This is a genomic window from Stenotrophomonas sp. NLF4-10 (assembly GCF_022359915.1).
GTDB classification, from domain to species: domain Bacteria; phylum Pseudomonadota; class Gammaproteobacteria; order Xanthomonadales; family Xanthomonadaceae; genus Stenotrophomonas; species Stenotrophomonas daejeonensis.
This window is the reverse complement of the sequence record NZ_JAKSEE010000003.1, coordinates 2,943,675-2,970,260: the sequence shown is the minus strand read 5'-3', so window position 1 is coordinate 2,970,260 and position 26,586 is coordinate 2,943,675. Positions and strand designations below refer to the sequence as shown.

The 26,586-nt window shown below is 63.8% G+C and carries 31 protein-coding genes; 3 read left to right on the top strand and 28 right to left on the bottom strand.

What is annotated here, in order from left to right:
* Nucleotides 1-5: 5 nt before the first annotated feature.
* The 12 genes from MIC98_RS14020 to MIC98_RS13965 form a co-directional block, all read right to left on the bottom strand.
* Nucleotides 6-365 carry a TIGR03745 family integrating conjugative element membrane protein gene (locus MIC98_RS14020; protein ID WP_239737568.1) on the bottom strand — a complete coding sequence of 120 codons (360 nt, stop codon included), beginning with the start codon at nt 363-365 and terminating at the stop codon, nt 6-8.
* A 16-nt stretch (nt 366-381) separates the two neighbouring features.
* The gene (locus MIC98_RS14015) at nt 382-615 is read right to left on the bottom strand and encodes a TIGR03758 family integrating conjugative element protein (RefSeq protein WP_239737567.1); all 234 of its coding nucleotides are present in this window, start codon (nt 613-615) and stop codon (nt 382-384) included.
* Nucleotides 612-992, bottom strand: a complete 381-nt coding sequence (locus MIC98_RS14010; protein ID WP_239737566.1) for an RAQPRD family integrative conjugative element protein — start codon at nt 990-992, stop codon at nt 612-614. The genes MIC98_RS14015 and MIC98_RS14010 overlap by 4 nt, the downstream gene beginning before the upstream one ends.
* A 236-nt stretch (nt 993-1,228) precedes the next feature.
* A complete protein-coding gene (locus tag MIC98_RS14005; RefSeq protein WP_239737565.1) occupies nt 1,229-1,684 on the bottom strand; it encodes a hypothetical protein in 456 nt (151 codons plus the stop codon).
* A gap of 144 nt (nt 1,685-1,828) precedes the next feature.
* Entirely contained in the window at nt 1,829-2,659 is an 831-nt protein-coding gene (locus tag MIC98_RS14000; protein WP_239737564.1) for a helix-turn-helix domain-containing protein, read from the bottom strand.
* Between the two features lie 74 nt (nt 2,660-2,733).
* Nucleotides 2,734-3,483 carry a TIGR03747 family integrating conjugative element membrane protein gene (locus tag MIC98_RS13995; protein WP_239737563.1) on the bottom strand — a complete coding sequence of 250 codons (750 nt, stop codon included), beginning with the start codon at nt 3,481-3,483 and terminating at the stop codon, nt 2,734-2,736.
* Nucleotides 3,480-5,669, bottom strand: a complete 2,190-nt coding sequence (gene traD, locus MIC98_RS13990; RefSeq protein WP_239737562.1) for a type IV conjugative transfer system coupling protein TraD — start codon at nt 5,667-5,669, stop codon at nt 3,480-3,482. Before traD ends, MIC98_RS13995 begins: the two co-directional genes overlap by 4 nt.
* 4 nt (nt 5,670-5,673) lie before the next feature.
* Nucleotides 5,674-6,231 (bottom strand): integrating conjugative element protein, encoded by a 558-nt coding sequence (locus tag MIC98_RS13985; RefSeq protein ID WP_239737561.1) that lies wholly within the window; start codon nt 6,229-6,231, stop codon nt 5,674-5,676.
* Nucleotides 6,228-6,833 (bottom strand): transglycosylase SLT domain-containing protein, encoded by a 606-nt coding sequence (locus MIC98_RS13980; protein WP_239737560.1) that lies wholly within the window; start codon nt 6,831-6,833, stop codon nt 6,228-6,230. Before MIC98_RS13980 ends, MIC98_RS13985 begins: the two co-directional genes overlap by 4 nt.
* Nucleotides 6,815-7,540, bottom strand: a complete 726-nt coding sequence (locus MIC98_RS13975; RefSeq protein ID WP_239737559.1) for a TIGR03759 family integrating conjugative element protein — start codon at nt 7,538-7,540, stop codon at nt 6,815-6,817. Before MIC98_RS13975 ends, MIC98_RS13980 begins: the two co-directional genes overlap by 19 nt.
* A gap of 18 nt (nt 7,541-7,558) precedes the next feature.
* Complete coding sequence (locus MIC98_RS13970; protein ID WP_239737558.1) at nt 7,559-8,200, bottom strand: cell division protein ZapB; 642 nt, start codon at nt 8,198-8,200, stop codon at nt 7,559-7,561.
* Nucleotides 8,197-8,745: a PilL N-terminal domain-containing protein gene (locus MIC98_RS13965; RefSeq protein WP_239737557.1), complete on the bottom strand. Its 549-nt coding sequence runs from the start codon at nt 8,743-8,745 to the stop codon at nt 8,197-8,199. Before MIC98_RS13965 ends, MIC98_RS13970 begins: the two co-directional genes overlap by 4 nt.
* Before the next feature lie 327 nt (nt 8,746-9,072).
* Between MIC98_RS13965 and MIC98_RS13960 the strand changes: the two genes are divergently transcribed.
* The 3 genes from MIC98_RS13960 to MIC98_RS13950 are packed head-to-tail and all read left to right on the top strand — an operon-like array spanning nt 9,073 to nt 13,654.
* Entirely contained in the window at nt 9,073-9,702 is a 630-nt protein-coding gene (locus MIC98_RS13960) for a hypothetical protein (protein ID WP_239737556.1), read from the top strand.
* A gap of 14 nt (nt 9,703-9,716) precedes the next feature.
* Complete coding sequence (locus tag MIC98_RS13955; RefSeq protein ID WP_239737555.1) at nt 9,717-11,684, top strand: hypothetical protein; 1,968 nt, start codon at nt 9,717-9,719, stop codon at nt 11,682-11,684.
* Between the two features lie 5 nt (nt 11,685-11,689).
* Nucleotides 11,690-13,654, top strand: coding sequence for a hypothetical protein (locus MIC98_RS13950; RefSeq protein ID WP_239737554.1), 1,965 nt, complete (start codon nt 11,690-11,692; stop codon nt 13,652-13,654).
* Nucleotides 13,655-13,796: 142 nt separating this feature from the next.
* Here the strand turns inward: MIC98_RS13950 and MIC98_RS13945 are convergent, their stop codons facing one another.
* From MIC98_RS13945 to MIC98_RS13870, 16 genes are all read right to left on the bottom strand, one after another.
* Entirely contained in the window at nt 13,797-16,076 is a 2,280-nt protein-coding gene (locus MIC98_RS13945) for a helicase-related protein (RefSeq protein WP_239737553.1), read from the bottom strand.
* Nucleotides 16,077-16,179: 103 nt separating this feature from the next.
* The gene (locus MIC98_RS13940; protein ID WP_345772174.1) at nt 16,180-17,313 is read right to left on the bottom strand and encodes a DUF6094 domain-containing protein; all 1,134 of its coding nucleotides are present in this window, start codon (nt 17,311-17,313) and stop codon (nt 16,180-16,182) included.
* 40 nt (nt 17,314-17,353) lie between these two features.
* Nucleotides 17,354-18,004 carry a hypothetical protein gene (locus MIC98_RS13935; RefSeq protein WP_239737551.1) on the bottom strand — a complete coding sequence of 217 codons (651 nt, stop codon included), beginning with the start codon at nt 18,002-18,004 and terminating at the stop codon, nt 17,354-17,356.
* Nucleotides 18,005-18,080: 76 nt separating this feature from the next.
* Nucleotides 18,081-18,341: a hypothetical protein gene (locus MIC98_RS13930; RefSeq protein ID WP_239737550.1), complete on the bottom strand. Its 261-nt coding sequence runs from the start codon at nt 18,339-18,341 to the stop codon at nt 18,081-18,083.
* Between the two features lie 16 nt (nt 18,342-18,357).
* Nucleotides 18,358-18,756 carry a hypothetical protein gene (locus tag MIC98_RS13925; protein WP_239737549.1) on the bottom strand — a complete coding sequence of 133 codons (399 nt, stop codon included), beginning with the start codon at nt 18,754-18,756 and terminating at the stop codon, nt 18,358-18,360.
* A 103-nt stretch (nt 18,757-18,859) separates the two neighbouring features.
* Nucleotides 18,860-19,183 carry a hypothetical protein gene (locus MIC98_RS13920; RefSeq protein ID WP_239738187.1) on the bottom strand — a complete coding sequence of 108 codons (324 nt, stop codon included), beginning with the start codon at nt 19,181-19,183 and terminating at the stop codon, nt 18,860-18,862.
* Nucleotides 19,184-19,278: 95 nt separating this feature from the next.
* The gene (locus MIC98_RS13915; RefSeq protein ID WP_239737548.1) at nt 19,279-19,968 is read right to left on the bottom strand and encodes a DUF3275 family protein; all 690 of its coding nucleotides are present in this window, start codon (nt 19,966-19,968) and stop codon (nt 19,279-19,281) included.
* A 57-nt stretch (nt 19,969-20,025) separates the two neighbouring features.
* Nucleotides 20,026-20,943 carry a DUF3577 domain-containing protein gene (locus MIC98_RS13910; protein ID WP_239737547.1) on the bottom strand — a complete coding sequence of 306 codons (918 nt, stop codon included), beginning with the start codon at nt 20,941-20,943 and terminating at the stop codon, nt 20,026-20,028.
* Nucleotides 20,944-21,402: 459 nt separating this feature from the next.
* On the bottom strand, nt 21,403-22,215 hold the full coding sequence (locus MIC98_RS13905; RefSeq protein ID WP_239737546.1) for a GTPase: 813 nt from the start codon (nt 22,213-22,215) through the stop codon (nt 21,403-21,405).
* A gap of 290 nt (nt 22,216-22,505) precedes the next feature.
* A complete protein-coding gene (locus MIC98_RS13900) occupies nt 22,506-22,784 on the bottom strand; it encodes a uridylate kinase (RefSeq protein WP_239737545.1) in 279 nt (92 codons plus the stop codon).
* A 94-nt stretch (nt 22,785-22,878) separates the two neighbouring features.
* Nucleotides 22,879-23,610 carry an ABC transporter substrate-binding protein gene (locus tag MIC98_RS13895; protein ID WP_239737544.1) on the bottom strand — a complete coding sequence of 244 codons (732 nt, stop codon included), beginning with the start codon at nt 23,608-23,610 and terminating at the stop codon, nt 22,879-22,881.
* A gap of 109 nt (nt 23,611-23,719) precedes the next feature.
* A complete protein-coding gene (locus tag MIC98_RS13890; RefSeq protein ID WP_239737543.1) occupies nt 23,720-24,394 on the bottom strand; it encodes a hypothetical protein in 675 nt (224 codons plus the stop codon).
* Between the two features lie 105 nt (nt 24,395-24,499).
* Nucleotides 24,500-24,964, bottom strand: coding sequence for a hypothetical protein (locus tag MIC98_RS13885; RefSeq protein WP_239737542.1), 465 nt, complete (start codon nt 24,962-24,964; stop codon nt 24,500-24,502).
* Between the two features lie 95 nt (nt 24,965-25,059).
* Nucleotides 25,060-25,452, bottom strand: a complete 393-nt coding sequence (locus MIC98_RS13880) for a hypothetical protein (protein WP_239737541.1) — start codon at nt 25,450-25,452, stop codon at nt 25,060-25,062.
* 23 nt (nt 25,453-25,475) lie between these two features.
* Nucleotides 25,476-25,688, bottom strand: coding sequence for a hypothetical protein (locus MIC98_RS13875; protein ID WP_239737540.1), 213 nt, complete (start codon nt 25,686-25,688; stop codon nt 25,476-25,478).
* A 334-nt stretch (nt 25,689-26,022) separates the two neighbouring features.
* Nucleotides 26,023-26,580, bottom strand: coding sequence for a hypothetical protein (locus MIC98_RS13870; protein WP_239737539.1), 558 nt, complete (start codon nt 26,578-26,580; stop codon nt 26,023-26,025).
* Nucleotides 26,581-26,586 lie beyond the last annotated feature (6 nt).

The window sequence follows — 26,586 nt, the reverse complement described above, 5'->3', positions numbered from 1 at the left end:
CCCGTTTACAGAATGCCGGTGGCTTCGGTGAGCAGCCAGATGCCGATCACGAGCAGGACGGCGCCGATGGCGACCGTGAGGCCGAACTGGCCCCAGGTCTTGCGACCGGTGTGGATCTCCGCGTAGGTGCCGTAGGCGTGGTAGCACACACCGATGAACATCGTGGCCACCACCAGCAGCGCCACGAGCATGATGATGTCGTAGCCGTAGTTGCGGATGGTGTCCATGATGCCGCTGCCGGTGCCCCGCGAAGGGGGCTCGATCGTTGGCAGGCTCTGCGCGAACGAGAGCGCGGGCAGCGTGAGGGTGCCCAGGGCCACGGTGGCGCGCAGGGCAAGGCGGGAGGTGAGGATGCGGCTTTGCATGGTCAGTCCTTTCAGGTCAGGAGAGGAGGAAGAAACCCAGGACGAGGTACATCGCGACGAAGCGGATGCAGACGCCGAGGAACTGGCGCTGGTTGAGGTGGTTCTCTGCCCACCCCACGTAGGCGGTTCGGATGGCCCACACCCCCCACACGAGCAGCACGGCGAAAACGACACCGACCAGAACGACCGCCATCGCGGAGGGAGCGATGCCGCTGTTGGCCTGAAAGGCGGAGAGCTGGTCGCCGTTCATGGCTGGCCCTCCGTGGTCGTCAGCGGTTCGACGACCCGCTCGGTGCGGTAGTCGCCGGCCAGTTCGGAGGGATCGCGCGGCTGCGCGCGCGATGGGGTCAGGTAGTCATGGATACCGTCGCGGACGCGTTCAAGGTCGGCGCTCAGCCGGCCATAGTCGAAGTGGTAGCGGGTGCGTTCGTCGCGGGGGCGCGTGGCTTCGTGCGCGATCAGCCGGTCGATGGCGTCTAGCTGGCGCAACGCGGCGGCCAGGCGCGCGTGCTCAGGACTTGCGTCGTCGGCATGGGCGCGTGCCGAGAAGCCAAGCACGATGCACAGCGCCAGCAACAGGCTAGGCACGCAGCGCCAGTGGGCGATAGGAGGAACGGTCACCTGCATTTGCCAGTCCGCGAATCACGAGGAATGGCGAAATGTTCTCGGCGCGGCCGGATGCGCGCCGCAAACAATGCGAACCGGCTTCAGCCCGATTGATGGGAAGTTGAAGGGTGACGTGGATCTGGGGTCTTGTGCGATCCAGACGGACGCCCGCGGACTGTCACGGCTTTGGCTATGCCTTGCCCCCGTGCATTACAAGCTCGTCAATCGCCGTGCCGTCCTTCCGGCATGCACTGGACTCACTTGGCCGCTCGATGTTTTCCGGTTTGCGTCAGCGCTCGTTGCGGAGCTCGGGTCATCGACTTGATGTATTCCACCCGACGGAAGCGGAGAGCCGACCAGTCCTCGTCAATGGCCACCTGCCGGACGCCTTCAAATCCCGCCCGGCCAAGCACATCCCAGCCCCTGTCTCGATTGAACTCGCACTTGTAGCGCTTGGACGTGGTTTTGGGGTATGCGAGCCACAGAACCGCATCGCCCTCAGCAGCCGAGGCAAGTGCTGCGGATGCCTCGTCCAGCTGCTTCTGAGTCACGACGAAGGCGATTCCGAAGCCGGTCTTCTCACCTTTGCCGATCTTGCGGGAGATGGCGACATCGATCAGTGCCGCGAGTTCGGGTTCGAACGACGGCGGAGCATTCAGAACGACGATCGGTGTCTGATCTTTGAGATTGAGCTTCTTGAACATGGAAGTCATGGGAGTGCGTTCCGCGATGCCTGGAGATCGGTGGCCTCAATATGGAAACGCCCGGTCAGTGGGCGCTTGTGCCGCAGGTGGTGCGGAATGGTTGCAGGGCCGCGAAGCGGAAGTCTTGTACGAATCTTGCGGTCGGCGCACGATCTAGGCATCCCCGTGCATCAGCCTGGCGATGCCGTTGAGGTGCTCCCGGAACTCCGTTTGGCTGATGCCGGTGAATCGTCTGAACTCGCGGGTGGCATGCGCCTGGTCGTAGTAGCCCTGCAGGCTGGCGAGCAGGGCGAAGCTACCGTAGCCGCCTTTGAGCAATTCGCCGGAAAAGTGGTAGAAGCGCATGATCGACAGGAACTGTTTGACCGGCACGCCCACGTAGCCCCGGAAGAGCCGGTAAAGCGCGTCATAGCTGATGCCCAAGTGCTCCGTCAGGGCTTCGACGCCGATCAGCCCTCCTTTCGACTCGACCGCATCCATCGTGGAACGCAGTAGGGAAAGTCGATGCGGCGGAAGCGGGTCGAGGTGACCGGAAAGCATCTCCTGCAGGGGACGGGTGGCATCGACGCCGAACCCGTGCGTGCCGCAGGCGGTTTCCAGCGCGGATGTCGCGGCCTCGCCCAGCCACGTCGCCATCGGAAGGGCAGCGTCGATGAGCGGCGGCAAACCAAACGCCTTCAGGCCCCAGGGTCGCAGTTGGGCGGCGACATAGTGCGATACCCCTGCTTGTTCGAGGATGATCGGGCGTGTGGGAACGCCAGCACAGTTGCTGACGTTTGGTTCGATCCGGTTGTCCCGGATGGCGATGCGGCTTCCGGGTGCGGCGACGCACACCAGGATGGTCGGCCTGCCATTAGGGATCAAGATCTCCCGATGCGGTACGGCATGTGCCGGCGCCTCGACCATCCACAGATGCTCGACGTAGTCCGCCAGCGCCGGCGACGGGGGAAAGGTCTGGTAGCGCATCTCAATGGGCGCGGACATGGCGGGATTCCCGACAGGGATCATCGGAGGCCAACAATAGCAGCCAGCCAAGGGCAGGAATTCCCGCCATGAGGTCACAGATACTTCTTGAAGCTCCCCGCGGTCAGGGACACCGCCAGCCCCAGCAAGGCGGCGCTGGGCAGCAGGATCAGCAGCGGATGCACTGAGACTGGCAATGCCAGGTAGGTGATCCAGGGCAGAACCGCCAGCGGCATCAGGCTTGCTTTGGCGCGGTGGTAGATGAAGCCGGATTCCCGGCCCGCCCCGAACCGGCGTACGTCGCGCCGGACGAGGCCATCGATCAGGCCGACGAATGTCGCCGTGAAGATCAGCGGCAACGTGAGCACCAGTACCAATAGCCGGACGAGGAACGTCAGCGTCGTGAACGCCGCGGCGATCAGGTAGCGCTCGGACCAGACATAGGCCTGGCTGATGTAGTAGCGGAAGTTGCGCGCCTGCCCCTCGCTGGGCGCGCGGGCGCGTTCGGCGGTCTGGCTCATGCGCTCCAGCAGTCCCGAGCGCACGAACACCCAATCGTAGCCGGTCTCCACCAGTGCGTGCGCCGTGCGCGCGGGCTCCCGCACGACCACGCTGCGGGTGAAGTGGTTCGACAGGTGCCCCAGCTCGAACTGGAGCATCTGCTGGGAGTGCCGCCAGCCCTGATCCTTCCAGAACAGATGCATGCCGACGCACTCCATGACGATGGAGAACAGTAGCGAACCGATCAACACCCCAAGCACCCGGAGCGGCAAGGTGATGGTGCCGACGATCAGGCCCTGCCGGCGGTTCTGCTCCCGCCGTGTGGTGGTGGCGGCGTCGCTCATGGCGTGGCCTCGTTGCCATCTGCGTCGTCCGCGCCGACGATGGCGGCCTGCCCGGCGGTGGTCACCTCGTCGAGCAGGTCATCGGGCAAGGTGGCATCCTGCAGGGCGGGAGAACTGGTGAACTCCCACCATTGGATCGCCTCGGTGTAGCTCTGGCGCATGTGGCTGGCCAGTTGCTGCAGATCCTCCGGCATCGCTTCGTCTGGATCCGGCGCGGGCAACGGTATCCTGATTTTCCAGAGTTGTCCGCCCTGCATCAGCGCGAAACACTGCCCCTTGGGCAGGCTGACGACGTGCGATGGCTCGATCATCGAGACGCTGGACATGCTGATGCGGTCCTGGGTGTTCGACGTGAAATCCGCCGAGCCACGGATGTCCGAACTGTCGGTCGCACCGCTCACGATGGTGGTGGTGTAGACCTCCACCTTCGGCAGTTGCCGTGTCAGCAACTCGGCGGTGGCCGTCTCGCGCACGCGCAGCATGAACAGGTTGTTGAAGTTGCCGATTACTTGGCCGGCCTTCGCGCGGTTCCCGATGCGCGCCTCGATGTCCGAGAGAGTCTGCGTGTACGCGGTGATCTGCAAGCCGGCACCGCCTCCTTTGTTGACGAGCGGCACGAACTCGTCGCCCATCAACTCGTTGAACTCATCGGCATGGACGTTGATCGGCACGCGTGCGCCGGCCGATGCGTCGGGCAGGCCATCGTCGATCCCGTGCTTGTAGATGTGCCCGGCGACCGACACGAGATCGGAGAACATGGAGTTGCCGACCGCCGCGGCGACCTCGGCGTCGGACAACGCATCCAGACCCACATAGACGATGGCCCGTTTCCTGATGATCTGCATCCAGTCGAAAATCGGGCGCGGATCGGCCAGGTCGGAGTAGTTCGGGGCCAGGAGCTGGGCGATCTTGCCGCTGGTCAGTTTCTCCAGCAGCGGCAGGAGGCTGGCGACGATCTTGTCGAAATAGGTCTTGTCGTACCGAACCGCCGAGCGCAGGCCGTCGAGCACGGGGTCGTAGTTGCGAACCTGACTCAGGTACTGCTCCAGCGCCACCACGCGCTTCTCGCGCCCGATCATGTTGCGCGGGATGTTCTTCTCGTTGAGCCTGGCCTCGATCTGGACGATCACCTCCCACGCCTTGGGCTCGGTCTTGGCGAAGTAGTGCTGGGCGTACTCGATGAACAGCGCGTCGATGTTGATGACGTGCCGCTGGATCAGCATGTAGTCAGGGCGCTGCCCCAGTTCCACCAACGCGCGGGCGACGATGTTGACGAAGCGCCATGCGAACTCGCGGAACGCCGCGCTGTTGCCTTCGCCGGACAGTTGGCCCGCGATGCGGGTGGCGACTTCCGAGATGCGGCCGAAGCGGCCCACCGCGTTATAGCGCGCGGAAATCTCCGGCCAGCCGAGATGGAAGATGTAGAACTCGTGCTCGCGGCCCGCGCGCTTGGCCTCGACGTACATCCGCTTCAGGAGATCCGCATCACCCTTGGGGTCGATGACGATGACGACCTCGTGTTCGCCCGCATCGTTCTTTCGGCGAATGTCTTGGGTCACGAACAGCTCGGCGAGCCGGGTCTTGCCCACCCGGGTCGTGCCGAGCACCAGCGAATGGCCGACGCGCTCACCGAGCGGCAGGCTGACGTCCACTTCCTCCGGCTCGATGCCATGCAGGCGTGGCAGGCCCCCGACGGGCGGCAGCGGCCGAACCGGATTGAAAGGCGCGTCCCAGCGCGTGAGCCTGGATAGCCGGGACAGCGGGAACGGCGCGAACTCCAGCCGTTCCTCCAAGCGCCGCGCCAGACGGTAGGCCGGTGTCGGTTCGACGTAGCGGCGGAACTCCGGCCGGTACGTCTGCATCAGCCTATGGGTGTGCTTCTGCTCCCACAGGAAACCGCGCCCGACGAACAGCCGCTGTTGGCTGACGGGTACGTCCCTGCTCGTGATCACGTAGCGCGGCAAGCGACGGATATTGCGGCGGTAGCGCAGGATCACGCGGGCATCGCGGTAGCGGATCGCGCCGTAGGTGCCGAACGCCAGCGCGCTGCCGACGCCCATGGCAGGGCTCAGCGCGAGCGACCACGGGGCCACCAGGGAGAGAAACGCGGCGCCCGCACACGCTGCGACGGTGTATAGCTCCACCGCTGGGCGAAGCAGAACCTCGACCGGCTGTTTCCCTGGCATGGCTTCATTGCTCGATGCCGGTGGCCGTGACCAGCGCCGGGTAGTGCCGCAGGCTTAGGCGCTCGGCCAGGTCGTCGCCGGCCACCGGCGCCAGCGGCACGCCGGGCGCCAGTGCGCGCAGCCGCGCCAGAGCCTGCGCGGTCTCGACGTTGACCACCAGGCCGACCGCGCCGCGCTCGCGCAGCGAGGCCGCATGGCGCCGCAGCCAGGCCCGGGAAACTTCGTCGTCGCCGACGACCGCGAAAGGCCGCAGGCCCGGCGCTTCGATCACCCGGCGTGCGACGGTGCCGGGCGTGAGCTTGGCGCTGCGCACCGGCAGCATCGCGGCCTCGTCCGCGGGCGTCGCGGGAACCTGGGGCGTCGGGAGGGGCAGCCGCGCCGCGCCATGGCGGTTCGATTCGCGCGGCTGGAGGTTGAGGGCTTCGTAGTACGGCAACGCCGAGGCGCCGCCGCGATCCTCGACCACGATCAGCGGTTCGGCACCGTGCGAGGCCAGCGGCAAGGCCGCCGGCAGCACGAACAGCAGCGGTAGGATCGGCAGAACGGGGTGGCATTTCGTCATGGGGAGGTCTCCTGGCGCGCGGCATGCGCCGCGAAGGTCGGGCGCGTGCCTTGGAGGCGCGCGAGATGGCGCGACACGCTGCGCCGGTAGCGCGCGGCGGGTTCGCCGCCCGCGGGCCGGTGGTAGCGGCCGATCGCTAGCAGCCAGTCATCGCCGGGGGTGTGCTGTTCGCGCAGGATCTCGGCGGCGATCGCGAGGTTGCGGTACGGGTCGAGCAGGTCGCACTGGTGGGTGTAGCGGTGCCGGTGGTAGCCGAGGTTGATCTGGCCCAGGCCCGCGTCGATGCGCGTGTGCGGCGTGGTGCGCATCGCCTGCTGCAGGCCGGCGCAGGCGTCGGCGCGGGTAGCGAAGCGGCGCGATTGCCCGGCGACATTGAGCGACCAAGGCCACGGCACGAGGCGCCCATTGCGCCGGATCCCGCTCTCCTGCAAGGCCACGGCGTAAAGCACGGTCGAGGGAATGCCCGCGCGCTGCGCGGCGAGCTGGTAGGCGGGCGGCGGAATCTCCCGGGCATGGGCGGCGCCGACGCACAGGCCCGCGGCCAGCAGCAACGCGTACAGGCACCGCAAGGCAGGTGCGGCGGCTACGGCTGACGCTGCCATTGCCCGTTGACCTCGCGCACGACGGCCGGCAGGTCGCCGGGCAGGCCCAGCGACAGCCAGCGGCCGCCGTCGTGGTTGAGCGTGATGCTGCCGCTGCGCACCCGCGCCGCATCGATCTGCGCGCGCTTGGCCCAGTCGCGGATGCGCGCATCGTCCTGGCGGCTGCCGACCATGTACAGGTCGAACTCGGCCCCAGAGGATTGCAGCCGCTGCACGAGCGGCCCGCAGGCCGCGCAGCCGTCCCTGACGAACACCGCCGTGCGACCGCTGCCGCGCACGGCGGCGGTGCCCGGCGTGGCATCGGGCAGGTTCACTCGCTGCATGCCGGGGTTGAGGCGTTGCCACGCCTCGTCGTAGGCGCGCTGGTACGCGAGCAGCTTCTCGACGCGGCGCGCTTCGGCCTGCACCTGCAATTCCGCGTAACGCCGCCGTTCTTCGTCCGAGCGGGCTTCGACGCCCAGCGCGGAAAGCGGATCGAGGTTCGGCGAGTAGATGCCGAGCGGGCCTTGCATCAACTCGCGGTAGCGGGCGAACTCGTCGTCGCGCAGGCCCCATTTCTTGGCCAGGCGCGCGTCCTGGCTGTGCGCGATCTGGCTCTGGTTCGCGCGGACGGGCTGGACGTTGGAGGTCTGCTGGGGCGCTTGCTGTGCTGACGCCGGCAGGTGCAGCGCCACCAGCAGCAGGACGAGGATGGTATGGCGTTTCATCGCGCGCGGCCCTCTGCTTCAGGGAATCGCCACGCGGCGGGTCTGTTCGCCGGCCTGGAACACCGCCGTGTTCCCCTCGATGGCCTGCAAGCGCCACGGGCCGACGGCATCGCCCGGCAGCAGCACCTGCACCTGATCGGCGGTGAAGTCCCCGGCGCTCGGCGCGACGGACACGCTGCGCTGACCGGCGCGCAGTTCAGCCGCCACGACGCGGAACGACAGCGGGGTCGGCTCAGGCCTGGACGCGGCGGGCTTGGGTGGGCGCGGTTGCGCTGGTGCGGGAGCACGCGCCGTTGTCTGACGCGCCTTGATCTGCTCGACCTCCGCGCGCAGCGCCTGAAGGTCGTCCGCGGCGGCATGGCCACCCAGCGCCTGCTCGACCTGCGCGATGCGCGCTTCCAGAGCTTGGCGGGTGTCTTGCAGTGCCGTTGCCGTCGCGGCTGTGAGCCGCTGCTGCAAGGTCTGGATGGTCTCGGCCAGGCCGGCGACCTGCGCTTCGAGATGCTGCAGGCCGGCATCCACCCGCTCCCGGTCGGCCAGGTCGCTCAACGTCCGGTGGCCCTGGAGCACGAGGACGCTGAGACAGATCAGCCAGAACCAGAGCAGGCTACGCATCATCACGGCGGCGGTCGGACGCCGAGGAGACGGCGGGGTATTCATGGCTGGCCTCCCGCGAGCGGGAAGGTCTGCACCGCCTCGGCGGTGGGCGGCCCCGCGTCGTCGCCGGGCTGCTCGAAGCAGATTTGGCGCGTGTGGTCGTTTGCGTGCAGTTCCCACGCCGGCCCGGCCAGGGTGAGCAGCGCATCACGCAAGGTCATGGGCCCGAGATGCAGGTGTGCCGCCGGTAGTGGCAGCGCGTACAGCCCGATCACGGCATGCGCCGTCTGGCACAGGCTGTAGCCGCTGCGCTTGAGCACATGCCGCAGCCCGTCGCCGACCGTGGTACGGGCATCCTCGGGCATGGATACGTCGATGGTCTGCAACAGCAGATCGCGCTGCGCCGCCATCGGCGCCAGCTCTACGAGCGTGTAGCGGCCATAGCGCACGACGGAAATGAACTCGGGCGCTGCAGCCTCGGGCGCGGGCGAGACTTCCTCGGCGTCGTCAGGTGCCAGCGGCGGCGGCGTGGTCGCGCAGCCGCTGGCCAGGGCTGCGGTCAAGAGGCCGGCGCCGACCAGGTGCCTGGATACATGGATTGCGGGCATGGCATCGGCTCTTCTGTTGCGATGCCGATACCTTGGCTGCGCGCGGCTGCGCGGTCAGTCAGGAATGCGAACTGGGGGGTGCCCGCTTTTTGCCTTGGAGTAGTGCGGGGCGTGGCAGTACGGAAGCAGAAGCCGTCTCTATCAAGCCTCGCCAGACGCACTTTGGGTTACATTGACCCAGTGTCTACCTTGATTGGCCTTGCCTTGCCATGGAATCGATCGGGATCAGGAATCAGGATATGCCCACAGGATCACTGTTCGCCTGCTGTTGTGGGGCGATGGAATTTGGCCGACTGCCGAATTAGGTTCTAGGAGAAACAAACCGGCATGACGATTCGGTCACCTCATCGCGATGCACTTCGAATTCTGTTCGTTTTAAGGGCAGGAGGCAGCCCCGTCGAACCGCCGACGGCTGAGCATGCTCTCATCTTCAAAGGCGAAGCACGTCTACAAGCGTTCGATTTTTGGATGCGAAACCCAGACTATCTTGCGGCGGAGTTGCTTGATTTGTTCGCAGAAACAAAGGACAAGAGTTACTACAAAGCAGCGCAGGCGATCTTGGACGACGAGGAACCTGACCTTCGCCGTGTCCCTATGGTCCGGTACTTCTTTGGTGCCTATGAACGCCTGGATGATGCCCTCTCGCTGCTGAGGTCCCGGGATCTCATTCGTATCACTGGCACCAAGGGAGCCAACAACAAGGTCTTGGAGACAGACTTCGTTCTTACGAAGGCCGGCTATGACACCTGCTCGACCGCAGTGTCGCAGGAGCCCATTCTTCAATGGTATGCGGATAGGGCGGCGTTGGTAGCGAAGGTTGCGGGTCCTATGGGCGGGACAGCTTTGAAACAAAAACAGTATCAGCGCGCGAGCTATGCGGAAACGAAGTTGGGCGGGGTTATCCCGGCCATCACCGAAGATGTGCGAGTTCGTCTAACACAGCTGCAATCCGTGTAGCGATGGGGGGAAAGATGGCGCAACCAAAGGAAGAATGGCTACACGCGATAGCAACGCGAGCAGAAGTGGAGACTGCCGCAGTTGAGGGCGTCCTTTCCGCTCACCGAATTCAACCATCACCTGTACTTGCCCAGCCTCGCAGGCTTGTTCTGCGAGAGATCGAGTTTTCTGGCGAGAAGGACGGCGTCGCGAATGCTGGCGCTTTCGCGTTTTCATGGACGGCCCTTGATCACGGACTGTGGGCCATGCTTTCTGAGCACAACCTGCGGGGCAAATCAACCATCATCGAAATTGTTCGATGGATGATAAGAGGAAGACCATCAAGCAACCTGCAAGATGATGTGCGACGATGGGTCCATGCCGTGCGGCTGGGCTTCTTCCTTGATTCAGACGAATACGAAATCGTTGCCAAGACTCAGGGTGAGCCTATCGGCAGCCTGTACCGAATTCGTGCGCCCAGCTCTACCGGAGGCGAACCGGGGAGAACCGTTCTTGCCGACTTTGCTACCGATGGCGAGTTCGAAGCAGTCATGGCGGATTTCTTCATGCGCACGTTCGCGATGGATCCGATATCGACTTGGCGACAGGGAAAAGAAGACGAGGGTCAGTCGGTAACACATAGCTGGGTAGCCTTTTCAGGCGCCATGTTCATCGGCACTAACTACGAGGTGCTCCTTGGCGACATGCCCGTCGCCACTGGCCTCACATCGCGGTTGATGCAGATGTACCTCGGCGTCCCGTGGGTTTCGACACTCGCTGCTGCGAAGACCGCGCACCAGATCGTTGAGCAAGCTGTTCAAGTTTCTGCGAGAAAAAATGAAAAAGGACATGAAGCGATCAAAGAGCGCATTGCAAGCATTAGCGCCCAACTGGCAGAGAAACGTGCCGAGCTAGCGAAGATTCCAAGCGATAAGGCCTTGCGCAACGCCATTGATGCCGATGCGGCCGAGCTGGCTGATGTTCGTCGCCAAGAGCGATCCATGGTCGAACATGCGGAACGCGCCGTTGCCGCGCTCCGAGAACTCACGGCTGTCCATCAGGAGGATCGGCGGGACCTTCAGACACACATGGATGCCATGTCCGCAACGGCAGTATTTCGTCGTCTCGAACCCAAGTGCTGCCCACGTTGCGACCACACGATTTCCAAGGTGAAGAAGGAGCTTGAAAGTTCCACCCACTCATGCTCTGTTTGCGGTGAGTCGATCACGAGCTCCGAAGATGGCGAGACGATCAAGGCTGAGCTGCAGGAGCGGGTTGCTGCGTCCGAGGCTGCAGTAGCACGCGCCTCGACCAAGACGGAAGAAGCGGAAGGTGGGTTAGCCACCCTTCGAGCAAAAATTGACATCCTGCAAAATCGCCTTGAATCAACTTCTAGAGAGCTAGGTTCCGCAGTGCGGCGGCAAGAGGCCGCAATAGCCGTAGCAGCTCTGGAAGGTCGGCTGGAGGAGGCCTCAATAAGTCCAGTTGCACAAGCTGACGACCGAAGCGACGAACTGAAAATTCTGTCTGCTGTCGTGGCGGAAACGGAGGCCCGGGTTAAGGCGGTGCGAGACGGCCTGCTCACCGATGTTTCTGCACGCCTGGTCGAATACGCCAGGGCCTTCGGAATGGAGAACTTGTCGGAAGCGTCACTGAAGGGAAACGCGGCTCTATCGTTGGTCAAAGGAGGAGTGCCCACGAGCTACAGCAAAGTAACGGAAGGCGAAAAGTTGCGTCTGAAGGTGGCGGCCGTTCTTGCGATGATTGAAATTTCTGAAGCGCAGGGTATTGGTCGGCATCCGGGATTGCTAATGATTGATTCTCCCGCAGCTCAAGAGGTATCTCCTGTCGACGTCGATCACCTTATTGCGGGGCTTCAGGCAGTTTTCACTAAGCTGCCGCATTTTCAGGTGTTTGTTGCCGGTATCTCGTCCAAGGCGATAACCGATCACATATCGGAGACGAATCGCCGTGAGGTTGCCGGAAATGCCTTCCTGTGGTGACCAGCATGCATCCGATCGAAACAGAACTTATAGAGGCAGTGAAGAGCGGGCGAGACTGGCAGTTGGAAGATCTTGGCGGGATCACGAAGCTTGCGCCGGCAGCACGATCGCTCGGTAGTACGCCCATAATGCCCGAGCTGCTTCACCCGCTTGTGTTGGGGTGGAGCGATGCAAAGGCGGCTGATCGAGACGTGTACAAAGGCATCCTGCACGATCTATTGGAGGTCGCGACAACAGATTTCGTACTTCTTGAGGCGGTCGATATCCTAGAACATCATCGACCGCTACCGGACGACGGGGATGAGTGTTGCTTCATGCTCTTCCTGGCAAAGGCCGCAACTGGCGACCATTCGCTCTCTGGGCTATCGCGCGGCGCGGCGCTTGATGGTGCGTTTCGCTGGGCCGGCGACAACAGACGCTGGCAACTTCGCTTACTGGACTTCTTCCTCGGTCTTTCACCGGGTGACGATACAGATTTTCTGCGACGGGCCGCAAAGATTGTCGGCGTCGCTTTTTCGCACTGGCGCGACAAGGAGTTGGTCGAGGTTTTGCATAAACTCGCTCAACTCGAAGCTGTCCGGCCTGAGGCAGCATTCGAATTGGGAATGGCGGCTCTTGCTGAAGCTATGGACAGAGCCGACAGCAGCGCGGCAGTCACGGCCTTCCGTGACGCCAGAGACTGGTTTGGTGAGTCCGACGGAGTATCTGATTACCGTCCTGAAGCCAGCTTGTACCTCGATGGCCTCGACCTACTCCTGAGCTTCCACGGCGGTGCCACGAGCGCATCGTTCGGTGCCGTGAGCACCCGCGTTCAGCAGCATGCGTTCGAGATGCACGCCTGGTCCGGAGGTTCCGGCCCTCCGTGGCTGGGGGCCAGACAGACCGAAGCGGTGTGTTGGAGCGCGTTGGCCAGTGCCGTTGCGGGACTGGCAGGTGCACTTGATGAACCGAGTTGGTGGGAACCGGCTGTTGTCATCGAGGAAGGTCTCCTGTCTGTATACAGCGCAAGTCGATCGATCTTGCGTCGAGATCAGCACGGTGGCGTCGAAACGATGGTCAGGCCTCGAATACGTGCAAGTGTCGCCACGCGGGCCGGACAGGCGCATCAAGTTCGCACGTGGCTCCAGCAAAACGCGACCCACGAATGGACCGCGGAAGCGCAAGATCTGATTGCACAGATTGATGCTTTCATTGAACAGCCAGACAGTCCGGAAAACCCTCCTGAGGCGGCGAGTGAACGGACCTCGCTCGCCGCCATCATCGCAGGGTCCAGTATTCCGGAAGAAAAGAGGAATGTCCTTCTCGGTGTAGTCGCAAACGCCATGTCTTTACAGCTTGCCAATATGACAAGTGCCGAGACCGATGTCATTGAACGCTGTTGTAACGAAGTCCGGGGACACAACGACTACAGCGCGAACACGAACGGGGCACGTCTCTTCGATACTGTGCTTCTTTGGTTGGTCCGTTTTATATTCAATCGCCTGGAGTTGACTAAGGGCGACGACCCAACTGGGGCCTATCTCTTCGAACGTGATGACGGCTCACCGCCTCACGAGGAGGAACTACAGCAGGACTTTTTTCGCTGGGTGGCAACGTTTGCTGCAGGGAGCGACCTTGAACCGACAAACATTGCGAGTGGCAGAGCCGATATACGCCTGAAATCTGGCCCAGAGCGTCTCGTTGTCGAGGTGAAACGTGAGGAAAAGGACTGCTCTTTTGATGCGCTTTTCAATTCGTATGCAGCACAAACGGCGGAGTACCAGAACGTCAGCATCCGATTGGGCGTACTGTTGGTGCTCGACTTGGCGACACCCAACCGCGAAGGCACCCCGCATCTGACGAGCTTGTTTGAGGTCCGCAGCGTCCGTCGCCTAGGTGAGGATCAATCTCGATTTATTCTAATTGTCAAGGTTCCAGGTCGGCGCAAGAGACCGAGCGATCTTACAAAGCTTGCCAGAACCAACCGATAGCAGCTGCTCTGCGCTTGCTGGGTTCCATGGAAATATTGTCAAGTAATAAAAGCGCAGCCATGCCCACGCAGAACGCGGGCATGGCTGCAAGGCGGAGGAAACGAGAGAGCCGGTGGCGCGAGTGCCGACGTAGGCGTAGAAATCAGGCGGCGACCAGTTGCCGGGCCAGTGCGACCTCGACGGAATCACCATCCTGGTTCAGGACATCCAGCCCCGATTCGGGTACGTCACCCGAGGTGGACTGCGAGACCATGATCTTCTTGGCCATCAGTTCCAGGCAGGTCATCTGCGAGGAACCGGCGTAGCCGAGGTAGATCACGCGCACGGACAGCTTTTGCCCGATACGCCAGGAGCGGCGTGCCGCCTGCTGGAGCGAGTACACGTTGTAGCCACTCTGCATGAACACAATCGTGGGGAAGTCCAACAGGTCCAGCCCCGTCTTGACCAACTCGGGGTTGGTGATGAGCACGTCGATGCCGCGGTCCAGTTGCTCGGCGATCCAGTCCTCGCGACGGCTGGCATCCACGCTTGCACGCAGTACCGCCACCCGAAAACCTTCCTGCTCCAGCAGTACCTTCAGGCGTGACGTCGTGTCGCGCGTGCCGGTATAGACCGTGTAGGCCAGCACCTTGCGGCCCTGCGCCTTCTCTTCCTTGCAGATGTCGATCAGCTCACGCTCCTTGGGGCTGATCTCGAACTCGTTGAACTGAGCCGGGACGAACGCCAAGGTGTTGCGCGTGCGCGGATGCACCACGGTCTCCGACCGGAAGCAGCAGTCCGGCCAAGCCAGCAGCACATTGAGGACCACGCCCAGCAGGGTCGTATCGCGTCTCGCCAGAGCTTGCTTCAGCTCCGCGGTCAGCCGACCCGCCAAATCGCGGTAGGCCGCGGCTTGCGCCGTGTCCATCGCAACTTCACGGAACTCCTCGTCATACGGCGGAAGCACGTTGCCGCCGATGTCCTTGAGCTTGAGGAAGATGGTGAACGGCAGGATGCACCGCAAGACCCCTTTCGGGCCGAAGCCGGGCGCCTTGACCGTGCGCACCGATACCTTGGTGCCCTTGGCTGTCTTGTGCGCCGTGCCGGTGCTCTCGGAGTAGATGTCCTTGAGGACGCCGTGATCGCGCATGAACGCCATCGCGGCCGAGGTCATGCTGCCGCTCGTGGTCGGGCGGTAGCCGTCTTCGATCATCCGCCCGGGAAGGGCTCGGAACAGCAGGTAGAACAGATCGTCGCCGTAGCCGCCCATCAACGTACCGGTCAGCAGCAAGGTCTTGCGAGCCTTCGCTGCCAGCACACCCATGGCCTGGCCCTGTGCGGAACCGCCGTTCTTGTACTCATGCGCTTCATCAGCGATGAGCAGATCGAACGTGCCTTGCGGCAAGTACCTCTTGATGAACTCGGACGGCTGATAGCCGCCCTCGCCAAAGCCGAACTCCATGTTGGCCATCGCCCGTTCCATGCGGGTGGCCTGACGGTCGGAAAACACCAGCTCGCCGTTGCCGTCCATGAGGTTGATGAACTCATGGATGTTGTCGCCGAGCATCGAGGCCAGGAAGCCGTCGCCGAACTTCTGCATCAGCTTCTGCGCAGTGACTTCCCCGATGGTCGGGATGCGCTTCAAGGCTTTGAGGACGGCCGAGGACTGGTCGCTGCCAGACAGGCTGCGCGGGCGGACCAGCGTCCACAGGGGCGCGGCGCAATGGCTGCACTTCCTGCGGTACTCCTCGGCCTCGAGCGCGACCGGGTTGACCGGCTCGCCGTCGAGGTCGGTGATGACCGTGCCGCAGTCCGGGCACGCGGCCACGTCGCCGTGGCGGGTGCGCCGCTGGGTGAAGACAGGCTTCCAATGGAACCCCATCCGCATCCTGACGCGCCCCAGGACAAAGAACTCCTGGCCCGTGGGCTGCACACCCAACTGCTCGCGCAGCTTGATGAGCTTGACCAAGGTGTCGGGGCCATTGAGTACCCACACCTTGGCGCCCGCCACCGTCTCCTGGATCTCGCGCCGCCACTTGTAAACAAGGTGCGGCGGCGAAAGTACCAAGGTACGACGGTAGCCTTCAGCGTTGAGAACGGCGGCCGTGGCAATACCGACGGTCGTCTTGCCGCAGCCCATTTCGCCATTGACGATCGCGGCGCGTTCGCCACGATCGACCAGCAGCTCGGCAGCGGCATGGACGACTTCGGCCTGGGCCTGGAACAACTTGCGCTTGAGGCTGGCGACGACGAGTTGCCGGTGCGCCTGCGGTTGGCCGGTATAGACCGGCGGGTTGGCGCTGTTGAGGGCGTCGAGCAGTTCGTCGCCGAACTCACCGACGAAATCCTGAAGGCTCAGGGTCAGAGGGGAAGATTCCGCGTCGAGCAGTTCGCCCTGTACGGACGTGGCTTCGGCGGCGGTGGTTTCGAGATCGAGGGACATGGTGATGCTCCAAAGAAAATGGGGCATGCACCACCCCCAAACGGGGCGATGGCATGCCCCGTGGTGGGAAAAAGGACGGCGAACCGTCGGCGGTGAAGAGCGATCAGCGGATGGTCAACACCTCGCCCCGTGTCGGGGAGTCAGGCGTCATGTCCAACGCGCGGATCACGGGAACGAACTTGTCGGTGAGGATGCGGGTCTCGGCGATCGAGCCGTCCTCGCGTTCGGTGAATTCCCGCTGGAGCGTCTTGTCCTTGTGGGTGTCACCTTTGACGACGAGCACGCGCCCCGTCTTGGAGCGCACCACGCCGGAGATCGCGCCCGCGGCCAAGGCCAGGGCGAGATGCCAGTGGGACAAGGCTCGCGCCGGCGGACGCAGCGACTGCTGCGCGGCCCCCAGGTGCGTGTCCAGCGACGGCCAGAGGCCTTGCAGCCGGCCAACCTCGTCGGCGAACTGCTCCGGCTCCATCGTCACGCGGAAAAAATGCTCCGGTTCGGCCGGACTGGCAGGGACGATGTACGGCAGGAACGGCCAGTCGCTCGGCAGTTCCTCGGCTTCGGTCTCGCCCTGCCCAACCTGCAACAGCAGATTGCGCATGGCCTTGACGCCATCCGGTGCCTGCTCGCGCTGGCGCACCCGCCGACCGAAGATCACCACCTGCTTGAACTGCGTTTCCACCGCTCGGTAGATCCGCAGGTCCGTGTAGTGGCGTGTCAGCCAACCGACCAGCTCCGCGTCGAGCACGTAGCCGGGGACGATGAAGACCAGCACGCCGCCGTACTGCAACAGCGACAGCGAACGCTGATAGAACAGCTTTTCGAGGCGGGCACGGCCCTGTCCCTGATAGCCGATGTTGCCGTTGACGTCCTTGGACAGGTCGCCATACGGCGGATTCAGCCAGAGCAATCCGAAGGACTGCTTGGAGACCATCGTGTCCATCAGGTCCGCGTGCAGGCAGTGATCGACCATGCCGCGGGCATGGCGTGCCCGCTCCGCATCGAACTCGACGGCGAACGCCTTGGCCTGCTCGCGCCCGAGGGCATGAGCGGCTTCGGCGATCGCCACGCCTTCACCTGCGCACGGATCGAGGATGCACATCGACCCGTCGCTAGGCATCAGTGCGTTGAGGGCTCTTTCGAGCGTGGGTTCATCGGTGGGGTAGTACCCATTTTTCACGAAATTGCGGGCGAGCCGCGGGAACATGAGGGCCATGGAAGTCTCCTGGTTGGCGGGGATGAATGGCGGAAGCACGCCAAGGCGTGCCTCCGCGGGTGGGTCAAGCCGCTATCGCTTCCGGCGTCCAAATCTTGGCCGGATAGGGATAGGCGGTGAGCACGTCACTGCGGATCAAGGAGCCCAACGCCAGAGTCAGCGCCGGCATGTCGATGGCGAGCCGATGGCCTTCCAGCGGCCCGAGGGCGAACGGAAGGCGGGCCAGCATCTCGCGGGTTTGCAGCAGTTCCAGCACGGTCTCGCGCCAGTGGTCGAGCAGCGGTAATGGGCAGGTGTCCCGCACCAGCATCCACAGGCGGTCAAGCCGGTGGGTGCTGTCGCGTGGCAGCAATGCCAGTGCGCTGGCGTTGGCCTTGTCGGGCTTGACGCAGCGCCGGTCGAACAGCCACACGTTGGACAGCGAACCGAACAGCGTTCGCCGGTAGGCGCGCGTGATGCGCTTTTCCAGGTGATCGACGTTGCCGATGAACACCGGGACGCTGCCGCCCTGCTCGGTGATGACGTGGAACTGGTGCAGCCCCTGCTCGTCGCGCCCGAGGGTCAGGCGAGCGAGGAACTGCTGGACGGCGGTATCACGCGCCCAAATCGACAGGAAGATCAGGTTGCCCTGGTCGTCGCCAACGCAAGCGTCGGCCATCACGTCGGGGCATTCGTCGATGCGGTATAGCGTGGTGGAAGAAGTGTGTGCGGGCATGGTGGTGTCCTCGGATGAACGGGGACAGCACCGCCCGCTGGGGCAAGTGCTGCCCCAGGGGGTGGAAGAAAACCGCTCAGTCCGGCTCGAACTGCCGGGTGTAAGGATTGAAATGAAGTGCCTGGTCTGCCGCGGTGATCGGCGTGAAGCCGTCCAGGTAGATGTTGTTGAGGTACTGGTCGCGATAGCTCAGTGCCTGCCGCGCCAGTTCCTCGGTGAGGCCGTTGTGGATGAAGTGCTCCAGCATTTCATCGTCGGAGGAGACTTCGTCGTTGGACAACTGCCCCTCGACGAACGCCAACAGCGAGGACGGGAGCGCTGCCAGGATCGGATCCATGTCGGTTCCTCCTGGCTCACGCCGTCAACACCGCGGCGGATGCCGTGGGTGTGCGCCGCCGTGCGTGGTAGGCGCGAACGCCTGCACGCCAGCCGGCGGACTGCTCCGGTGCGAGGTCCAGATAGGACAGCGGGCACGAGTAGTAGTACGGGTGCATGGACTCGTCCAGCGGCTTGTAGCCCCACTGGTTGCCGCTGCGTTCCAGCAGATCGCAGCGGATGTAGCGCAGGGACTGGCCCGGCGCGAGATCACGATGCACACCCTCGACCTTGGCGGTCATTTCGACTACAGACCACAGCACGTTGCCGCGCAGCGTGTGGGCGATGACCTTCACGCTGGCGCGCTCGGTCTCTTGCGGTGCGATCAGTTCCGCGACCAGTTCGGATCGCGATTGAGGGGAGAAATACCAGCCCATGAGAAGCCTCCTGGAAAAGTTGGGCCGGAGGCCTTCCCGCGGGGAAGAACCCCGGCGGGTGATGAGATGCCGCGTGTGCGGCGATGGAGTCCGTTGCCAGTCCTCAGTACGAACCGCAACCGGCCGGGCAGCAGCCCAGTGAAATGCCGTGCGAGCAGTAGCCGTTTTCAGCATTCCAGTCCTGGGTTTCCTGCCGCTCGGCAGACGTTGCGTAGTCCCATTCCTGTGCGATCTGCAGGGCCTGTGCGCGCTGGTCATCGGGCAATCGATCCACTTGCGCGTCGATTGCCGAACTGAAGCATTCAACGTAGTAGTCGTGAGACAGACCGCAGCCCTTCATGGCTTGTGCGGCGGCTGCCTCGCAGAGAGCCCGCCACGCGGATTCATCCAGCGCGGAACGGGGTTCATCGCAAGCGATGGTGGACATGATGGAGACCTCCGGAAAAAAGCCGGAGTCCTGCCCCGTGCGGGGAAGGAACCCCGGCGGGTGGATGAAGAAAACAGCGGATGCGGTGTCTGTGATCACGCAGGTTGCAGTTCGGCCTTGCGGCTCCACTCTTGCGTCTTGAAGTCCACCTCGTAACCCAGCTTGCCCAGGCGGACGATCTGCGTGCGCAAGGTGCGGCGGTCGATGGTCGAGTCCAGTTTCACGGACTCGCCCAGCGGCCAGAGGATGCCGAACAGCGCGGCGTCATCCTCTTCGGTGCTGCCAGCGGCAGCGGCCGTAGCGGGCGGCGCCGCATCCACGCCGAAGGGCGTGGTATCGATCAGCGGATCCGCCGACGCCTGCACAGGTGCAGGTTTGGCCGGTTTGGACGCCTTGGCGGGCTTGGCCGGCGTTGCCGCAGGCTGCACCTCCAGCTCTTCATCGAGCGGATCGACATCTGGGACAGTGAAGCTGCGAGCTTCGTCCCGGCTCAGTTTGTCGATGCCGTAGAGCGTCATTCCGTCCAGGCTGGCGCGGATCTCGAACCGCATGCCATCGCCAACCGGATAGGACTTCGGAAAGATGTAGCGGATCAGGAACTCCCCGTCGTACTTGCCTTCGGGGTACTGCTCCAGTTCCGGGTCTTTGACGGCGAATACGGCGTTGGGTGTGACGAGACGACCTACCGTGAAGGGGCCATTCCTGCCGCGGATGGTGCGCAGCGTGAGCTGGCCCCGGAGGACGATGGGCGGTACCGATTTCGCGGGCGCCGATGTGACTGCCATGGTGGTTCTCCTTGCGAATTAGGAAGAAGGCAAGGCCCCGTGAGGGGCCGTGCCGGATCAGAACGAAGCAGCCAATGCCGGCGCCTGCTCCTCGACTTCGCGTTCGGGCTCGCGCTCGGCGGGCTCGGAAGGCTGGTCGGCAGCGGTGTCGGCGGCCTCCTCGGCTTCGGGCGCGGGTGCGTCCTCGGCTTTCGGCGCCTCGGCTTGCGCCTGGCTCGTGGGATAGACCTGGGTGCCGTCGATCTTGATCAGACCGATGTGGATCAGCGTCGAATCCAGGCTCGCGGCCGGTTCCCCGGTGTGCTCGCCCTTGGTGCGGATGTACGGATCGATCTTCATGTCGTTCAGACGGAAGGCGATCAGCACCTTGCGATCTCCTTCGATGGCCTGCACGCACCGGCGAACCAGGTGCTCGGCTTCGGGGGTGGCGACGATGGTGTCGATGTACCGATAGTCCGGTTCATTGACGGGTCCGGCCAATGCGGCGATGGAGCACGACAGGAAGGGGTCGCCATCCTTGGGAGTGAAGTACTTCGGACGGTTGAGATAGCCGAGGCCGCGGGTGACCAGTTCGTGCTTCTCGATCGAGGCCAGTTCGGCCCGGTCGATCAGCTCGGCCTTGAGCAGTCGCGCCTTGAGGGACGCGGCGGCCTGGCCTTTCTTCTCACCCCTGTCGCGGATGTACGCATCGCCCCACAGATCACCGAGGCGGAAACGCACCAGCGGGCGCTGCTTGGAATCGTCAGCGCCGATGTAGCGCTGGACGAGCTTCTTGACCTCGGTACCGGAGACCTTGACGTCGAAGTAGCGGTAGCTGGGGTCCTTGGCGGAGCCGACCAGCGCGGCGATGGTGCAGGCCAGGAAAGGCTGCGCACGGCGGCCGCCCCTGACGGGCACTTCACGGGCACGCTGGATGTAGCCGATGCCCGAGGTGTGGAGGTCGAAATACGATTTCTCGTTGGACGTGGTGTTCATGGTGAATCTCCATGGGAAGAAAGCGGAGACACACCAACCCCACGATGCGGGGAGAGGTGCGTAACCCCGCGGTGGGTTGATAAGGCGAAAGCATCCGCCACCAGAGGCTGGTGGCCGCTCGCGGAGGGATGCGGTGCGAGCTGGCTCGGTCACGCAGCGGAAGCTGCACCGCAACCTCGAAGACCGATGGTTGCCTGGCATGTCGCTGACAACGTCAGCAGGCATGGGGGCAGCATGGCCTGGCCTCGCGCGCGAGGCAGCCATCAATCGGCACCCAGGCGATTCCCTTTGTCCACGGCTCCCGGCGCTTGCCACAGGCACTTGCGGCGATGCCTGCGATGCAGAACAAAAAAAAGGCCTTCCACCCGGATGGATGGAAGGCCTGTAGGGCTCATGGTCGGCAGGCTCCGGCCTCAGCCGTAGTGCCGCTGGGCCTCCTGCCGTCGCGTGTCTCGAACGTCATGCCGGCAGCGCCTGGCGTCGCCGGGGAGCCTTGACGTCGATCACGTTCACGTCGATCAGGCGCCAGCGCCCGTCGTCGACGAGCCGCTCCAGCACTTCACCGAGCATGTCGAAATACACCTCGTCGTACCGATCGACCAGTTCACCGTCGCGGCGCAGCTCGACCACGTAGGTGTCGCCCCCACGGTCGTACAGGATCGTCACCCGGCCCTCGAACTTCGCGGTCGAGACCGTGAAGCTGATTGCCGGAGGGGTTTCGATGATCTTGGACGGCTTGGGATCGACCCAGGTGAAGTCGCGGGCGCCGGCATCGACCAGCATGTGGGTGATGCGCCGGAACCCGTCGGGCGCCGGCATTTCCTCCAATTGCTGGATGAGCTGACCCAGTTCCATGCACTGCGGCTCGGGGATGGGCAGCTTGGCTGGCGCGGAACCGAGGATGTGCGTCTTGACGGTGTAGGGAATGCCGTCGGACGTCATCTCGGTGCGCACTTCCGGGGTGTCCGCGCGCAGGCCGTCGAAGCGGCGCCGTGCGTAGGGTTGGACATGCACCTTGGCGCCCTCGTTGGGAACGGCGGTCACCAGCTTGGGGTCGAGCACAGCGAACTCGCTGGGCTTGAGCTTGACGACGATGGCGTCGTCGGTGGCCGCAACCACTTTCCCGTCGAAGGGCTGGGGATCGATGGCGAAGCCCAGCGTCGAGGACTGAGGCTGATCATCGAACACGCGGTACTTGAACGTCCGCACGTTGCGGGGCACATGGCCTGCGACAAGCGAAGGCATCATGGATTTGATGAGGGAACGATCCATGGGAATCTCCTTGAGGACGAAACAAGGGATTCCCCGCCCGCAAGGGAGGGATCCCTTGTGGGTGGCGTGAATGGGCGCGGCGCGCCCGTGGAAGGAAACGACCAGCGCGGTTTCCCGCACTTGCAGCCTCGAAGGTCTTGGCTGCCTGGGCATGTGTCGGCAACGCCGACGAACATAAGGGCAAGGATGGCCCTGGCATGGGCGGCCCGCTCGCAGGAAACGGCACTGCGCCGTACCCGGTTTCCTGCGCTGCGGGCAATAAAAAGCCCCTCGATGAGGGGCTGGCAGGATCAGGCTTCGTACACGAAGTAGTGTTCGCGCTGACGTGGAAAGAAGATGTGCTTCCAGCAGTCGCCGCTTGTGTTGCCGCCGTCGAACACGACCATTTCGTAGCCGTCAATGTCGGTGTCCACCAGGTCGGTACGGTCGATATGGCGCACGTGCAGCATGCCGCTCATGCGCTCGAACACCAGGATCTGGCCCGTGGCGCCGTCCTGACACATGGAATTGATGCAGGCCCCGAGCTGCTGCTCGAAGTCCTGGGCGGGGGTGATGAGGCTTGGGAACATGGGGTGCTCCTGGGAAAGTGAGCCGGCCCGGCTCCTGGCGGGAGACGGGCCGGCATTGGGGAACAAGGAGGAAGACTGGTGCGCTACGAGCCTGCTAGGGCTCGACCAGCGGCAGGCCCGGCAGTACAGGTGCGTCGCCGTCGAAGATGAGGATGCGCACGTCGGCCTGGCCGGCCAGTTCAAGGATGTTCACCAGGTCGTCCGGAATACCCTTGTTCCGGTGCTCCTGCCGGAGCTGTTCGGCGGTGATGCCTTCGGCATGCTCCAGGTTGCGATCCGTCCAGGGCGTGGAGATCAGCTTGATGCCGATCGCCGGGCTGTACGGAACCCGGAAGGTGATGAACAGAAAGGCCTCCGGCGTCGCGAGATCCGCCAGGCTGGCCAGGTAGTGCCAGGTCTCCTCAGCGATGTGCGCGCTGCTGATTTCCCAGCACCGGCTGTAGTAGCCGGTCTCGAAAGCCAGCCGTTGCATGACTTCCCGCGCGGCCTCGGCCGAATAGGTATCACCGACGTGAACCGGGCGGTCGTCAAGGTCGTCGCCGTGGATGGCGTACACCACGGCGCCGATCACGCCTTCGCCACCAACGCCTTCAGCAGCATCACATTCGACCATCAGCTCGTGGTTGATGGTTCCGTTTCTGACCACCGCGAAGTCTCTGGTAACGATGCAAGGGGAGGACATCAGCTCCTCGTCGGAGAGGTGCTGTTGGCTGACATGGATGGGTCGCCAGACATGCGGGCTTCCGTCCTCGTAGCTGATGGACAGCGTTCGGAGGATTCGCAGATTCCAGTAGCCACGGAGGAAGGGGTTGGGATTCTTGGACATGGGATTTCTCCAGATCGAACAATGGAGCCAATCCCCGCCGGGAATCGACCCCGATGGGAAGGAAAGAAAGCGGGCATCGCGCGGCGATGCCCGGCAGGTGGAATGGCGACTAGGCCGGACTGGCCTGCAGCAGCGCCGCGACGCGGTTCCGCAGTTGCTCGCGACGGGCCGCGTCGTTGATGCCGGCGAGCAGCCGGTTCGCTTCGCGTGCGATGAGGGCGGCCGCCTTGTCGAGCTCGTCGGCCAGCAGCGCCCGGCGGATCTCGGGCCCCAGTTGGAGGGCTTGGCCGGAGATGCTGAAGGTCTCGAACTCGCGGCTGAGGTACCAGCCTTCGCCGCCGAACTCGAACAGCCGCGGCTTGTCGCAACGCCAGGAACCCTCGAAACGGATCTCCGAGAGGTTGTGGCCGTCGTTGAAACGCGTAGCGATCAGGAACAACGTGTCGAGATCAGCGGTGTCCTCGAAGCGGTGCTCTTCGAGCATCTGCATCAGTGCCTCGTCCTGGTCGGTGCCGAAGTGCTTTGCCAGCAGCTCCAGCAACTCCTCGATCGGAGGCAGTTCCTCGTCGGGCACCGGCAACCCCAGGGACGTCGCGAGTTTGGCGAGGCTCTCGTGGATGTCATCCCACAGAGCGGCATTGCTCTCCGAGATGAGAGCGATGTAGGCCTCGCCGTTGCCCGGATAAGCCGCATCCAGATTGAGGCCGTCGAACAGCGCAGTGATCACCGGCGTGATCTGGTCGAGAACGAGGACGCCGGTGGCGTCGTAGTAGTTGTTTGCCATGTAGCTGACTCCTGGTTGGATGGAGCGGAGCCAGCCCCTGCGGACATGACATCCGCAGGGAAAACCCGGCGCCGGATGGCGTCGGGTGGTGAGAGGTCGCCGGGATCATTCGCCGAAGTCGGCGGGATCGCCCAGGGCCTCGAGCACATCGATCAGCCCGCAGTTCGCGAGCACGTAGAGCTCGTTGTAGTCGTCGCCCGTGGGCGCCTGTTCCAGGTGGTTGAGGCGGGCATCCAGGTCGAGGATGCTCTGCCGCACGCTGCGGGCGACCGAGAGCGGCGAATCGCTGTCGTCGCCCTTCGGGAGGTCGTCCAGCGCCGCAAGCACGGCCCGGGGGGACAGCGCATCGGTGAGGGACTCGTACACCTCCGGCTCGGCGCTGTGGCAGATCGCCTCCTCCGGCTTGTCGCCGATCAGGAAGTGCGTGATCTCGTCGTCGTCTGCGCCTTCGGTGTCGTAGTCCATCACCGCGATGCGTGGCAGCGGGATGTGTGTGGGCCAGTCCTCGACCAAGAGGGCCTGTACGAGACCGCCTTCGAGGACGACAGCCATGGATATGGGTCGGGTCATGTTCGCTCCTGAGAAGAATGGAGGGACATGGCCCCGATCGGGACGCATGTCCCTCTGGGGATGGGAAAGAATGGTCGGTGGCGTGCCGGTTCGGCCTACCAGCCGTTGTAGTTGAGCGTGAGGTCGGCGATGACCTTGCGCCGCTCCAGGTCGAGGCCGCCCAGGTCGGACAGGCCCTCGAAGCCGCAGCGCTTGAGCATCGCTCCACCCTCGCGCGAGTTGTAGTAGCTGACCATGGCGGATAGGAACATCCGCTGGCCACTGCTCAGGACGCCGAGGGCATCGTTGAGCAACAGCATGTTGGGACGAAGATCCCACTTGCTGGTGGCCTGCTCCAAGCCTTCACGGGTGCCGTCGCCGAACCACTCGGGGCCAGCGATTTCGGCGCCACGCTTCCAGGCTTTGAAGAACGCATCCGGCGCGGCGGCGAAATGCCGGTCTTCCCGGATGATCTGATCGACGACATCGGCTGGCAAAAGCTGATTCATGATGGAACTCCTAAGTAGCGGGATCAGGGGGTGGGCAACTGCGTCCAGCCGCCTCTTTCGAGGGCGCGTTGGGCTGTGGTCGCACTTCGGAAGTACTCGCAGGACTCCCGCGAGACGGGGACTTCGGCGTCGCGCGTGCCGATGTAGTGGCCGGCGGCGCTGTGCAACACTTCGAGCGGCAGGAACTTGCCTGCGTAGATCAGGGCCAAGTGGCCGAAGGAGGCTTGCTGGGACATGGCTGGGCTCCTCGGAGAAGCGGAACCTTGTCCCTGACGGGATGGCATCTCCCGCGTGCGGTTGAAAAAAAGCATCGGCGTCACGGGGACGCGCGTCCGCAGACTTGATGCGATGGCGGACTGGCGGGTGGCGCGGGGGAAACCCGCGGCAGCCTGGAACCCTGGCTGCTGGCATGGTGCTGACGGATCAGCGACACATGCGGGCAGCTTCGTGCGTGCCTAGCGCCGCGTCAGTTGGAAATCGGCATCCGGCCCAGCCCCGATTGATGGGCGCAGGAAAAAAGAAAGCCCCGCATCGGATGCGGGGCTGGCAGGAGGGTGCGGTGACGCGGGATCAGCCGGGCTTGTTGCCCAAGACATGCTGCTTCCACAGCGCGAATGCCTCGTCCGGGGCCAACTCGGCGAGAATGATGATGGGCTGGGTTTGCCGGGCGCGCAGCGAAGCGAAGTACGCCTTGCGGTCGGCGATGGCCTTGAGCTTGATGCCCTTGATGAACAGCAGTTTGCCGTCCTTGACGAAAAGCACCTTGCTGCCGATGTCGCGGTTGAACGCGGCTCGCACCTTGCGCTCCGCGTGCATGGCATCGGCCAGCTCGTCGACCAGGAAGTCGAGCGTGATGTCGATGAGATGGGGAGCTTCATCCTCGTGGCCGAGGTCGAGTGGCGCAGGCGGCAAGTCCTTGGCGAATGCTTCGGCCTGGGCCAGCAGCGCAGCCTTGCCATCGAGCGCGCGGATGAACGTCGAGCCGCCATGGCCGTCGTTGCGGGCCTCGGCGATTGGTGTGCCGTCGAACACGACGGTGGCGGAGAAGCACAAGGTTTCCTCGCTGGCGAAGTCGGCCACCTTGAGATTCTTCAGCGTGATGCGGTCTTGTTGGGTGATGGTTTCCATGGGAAG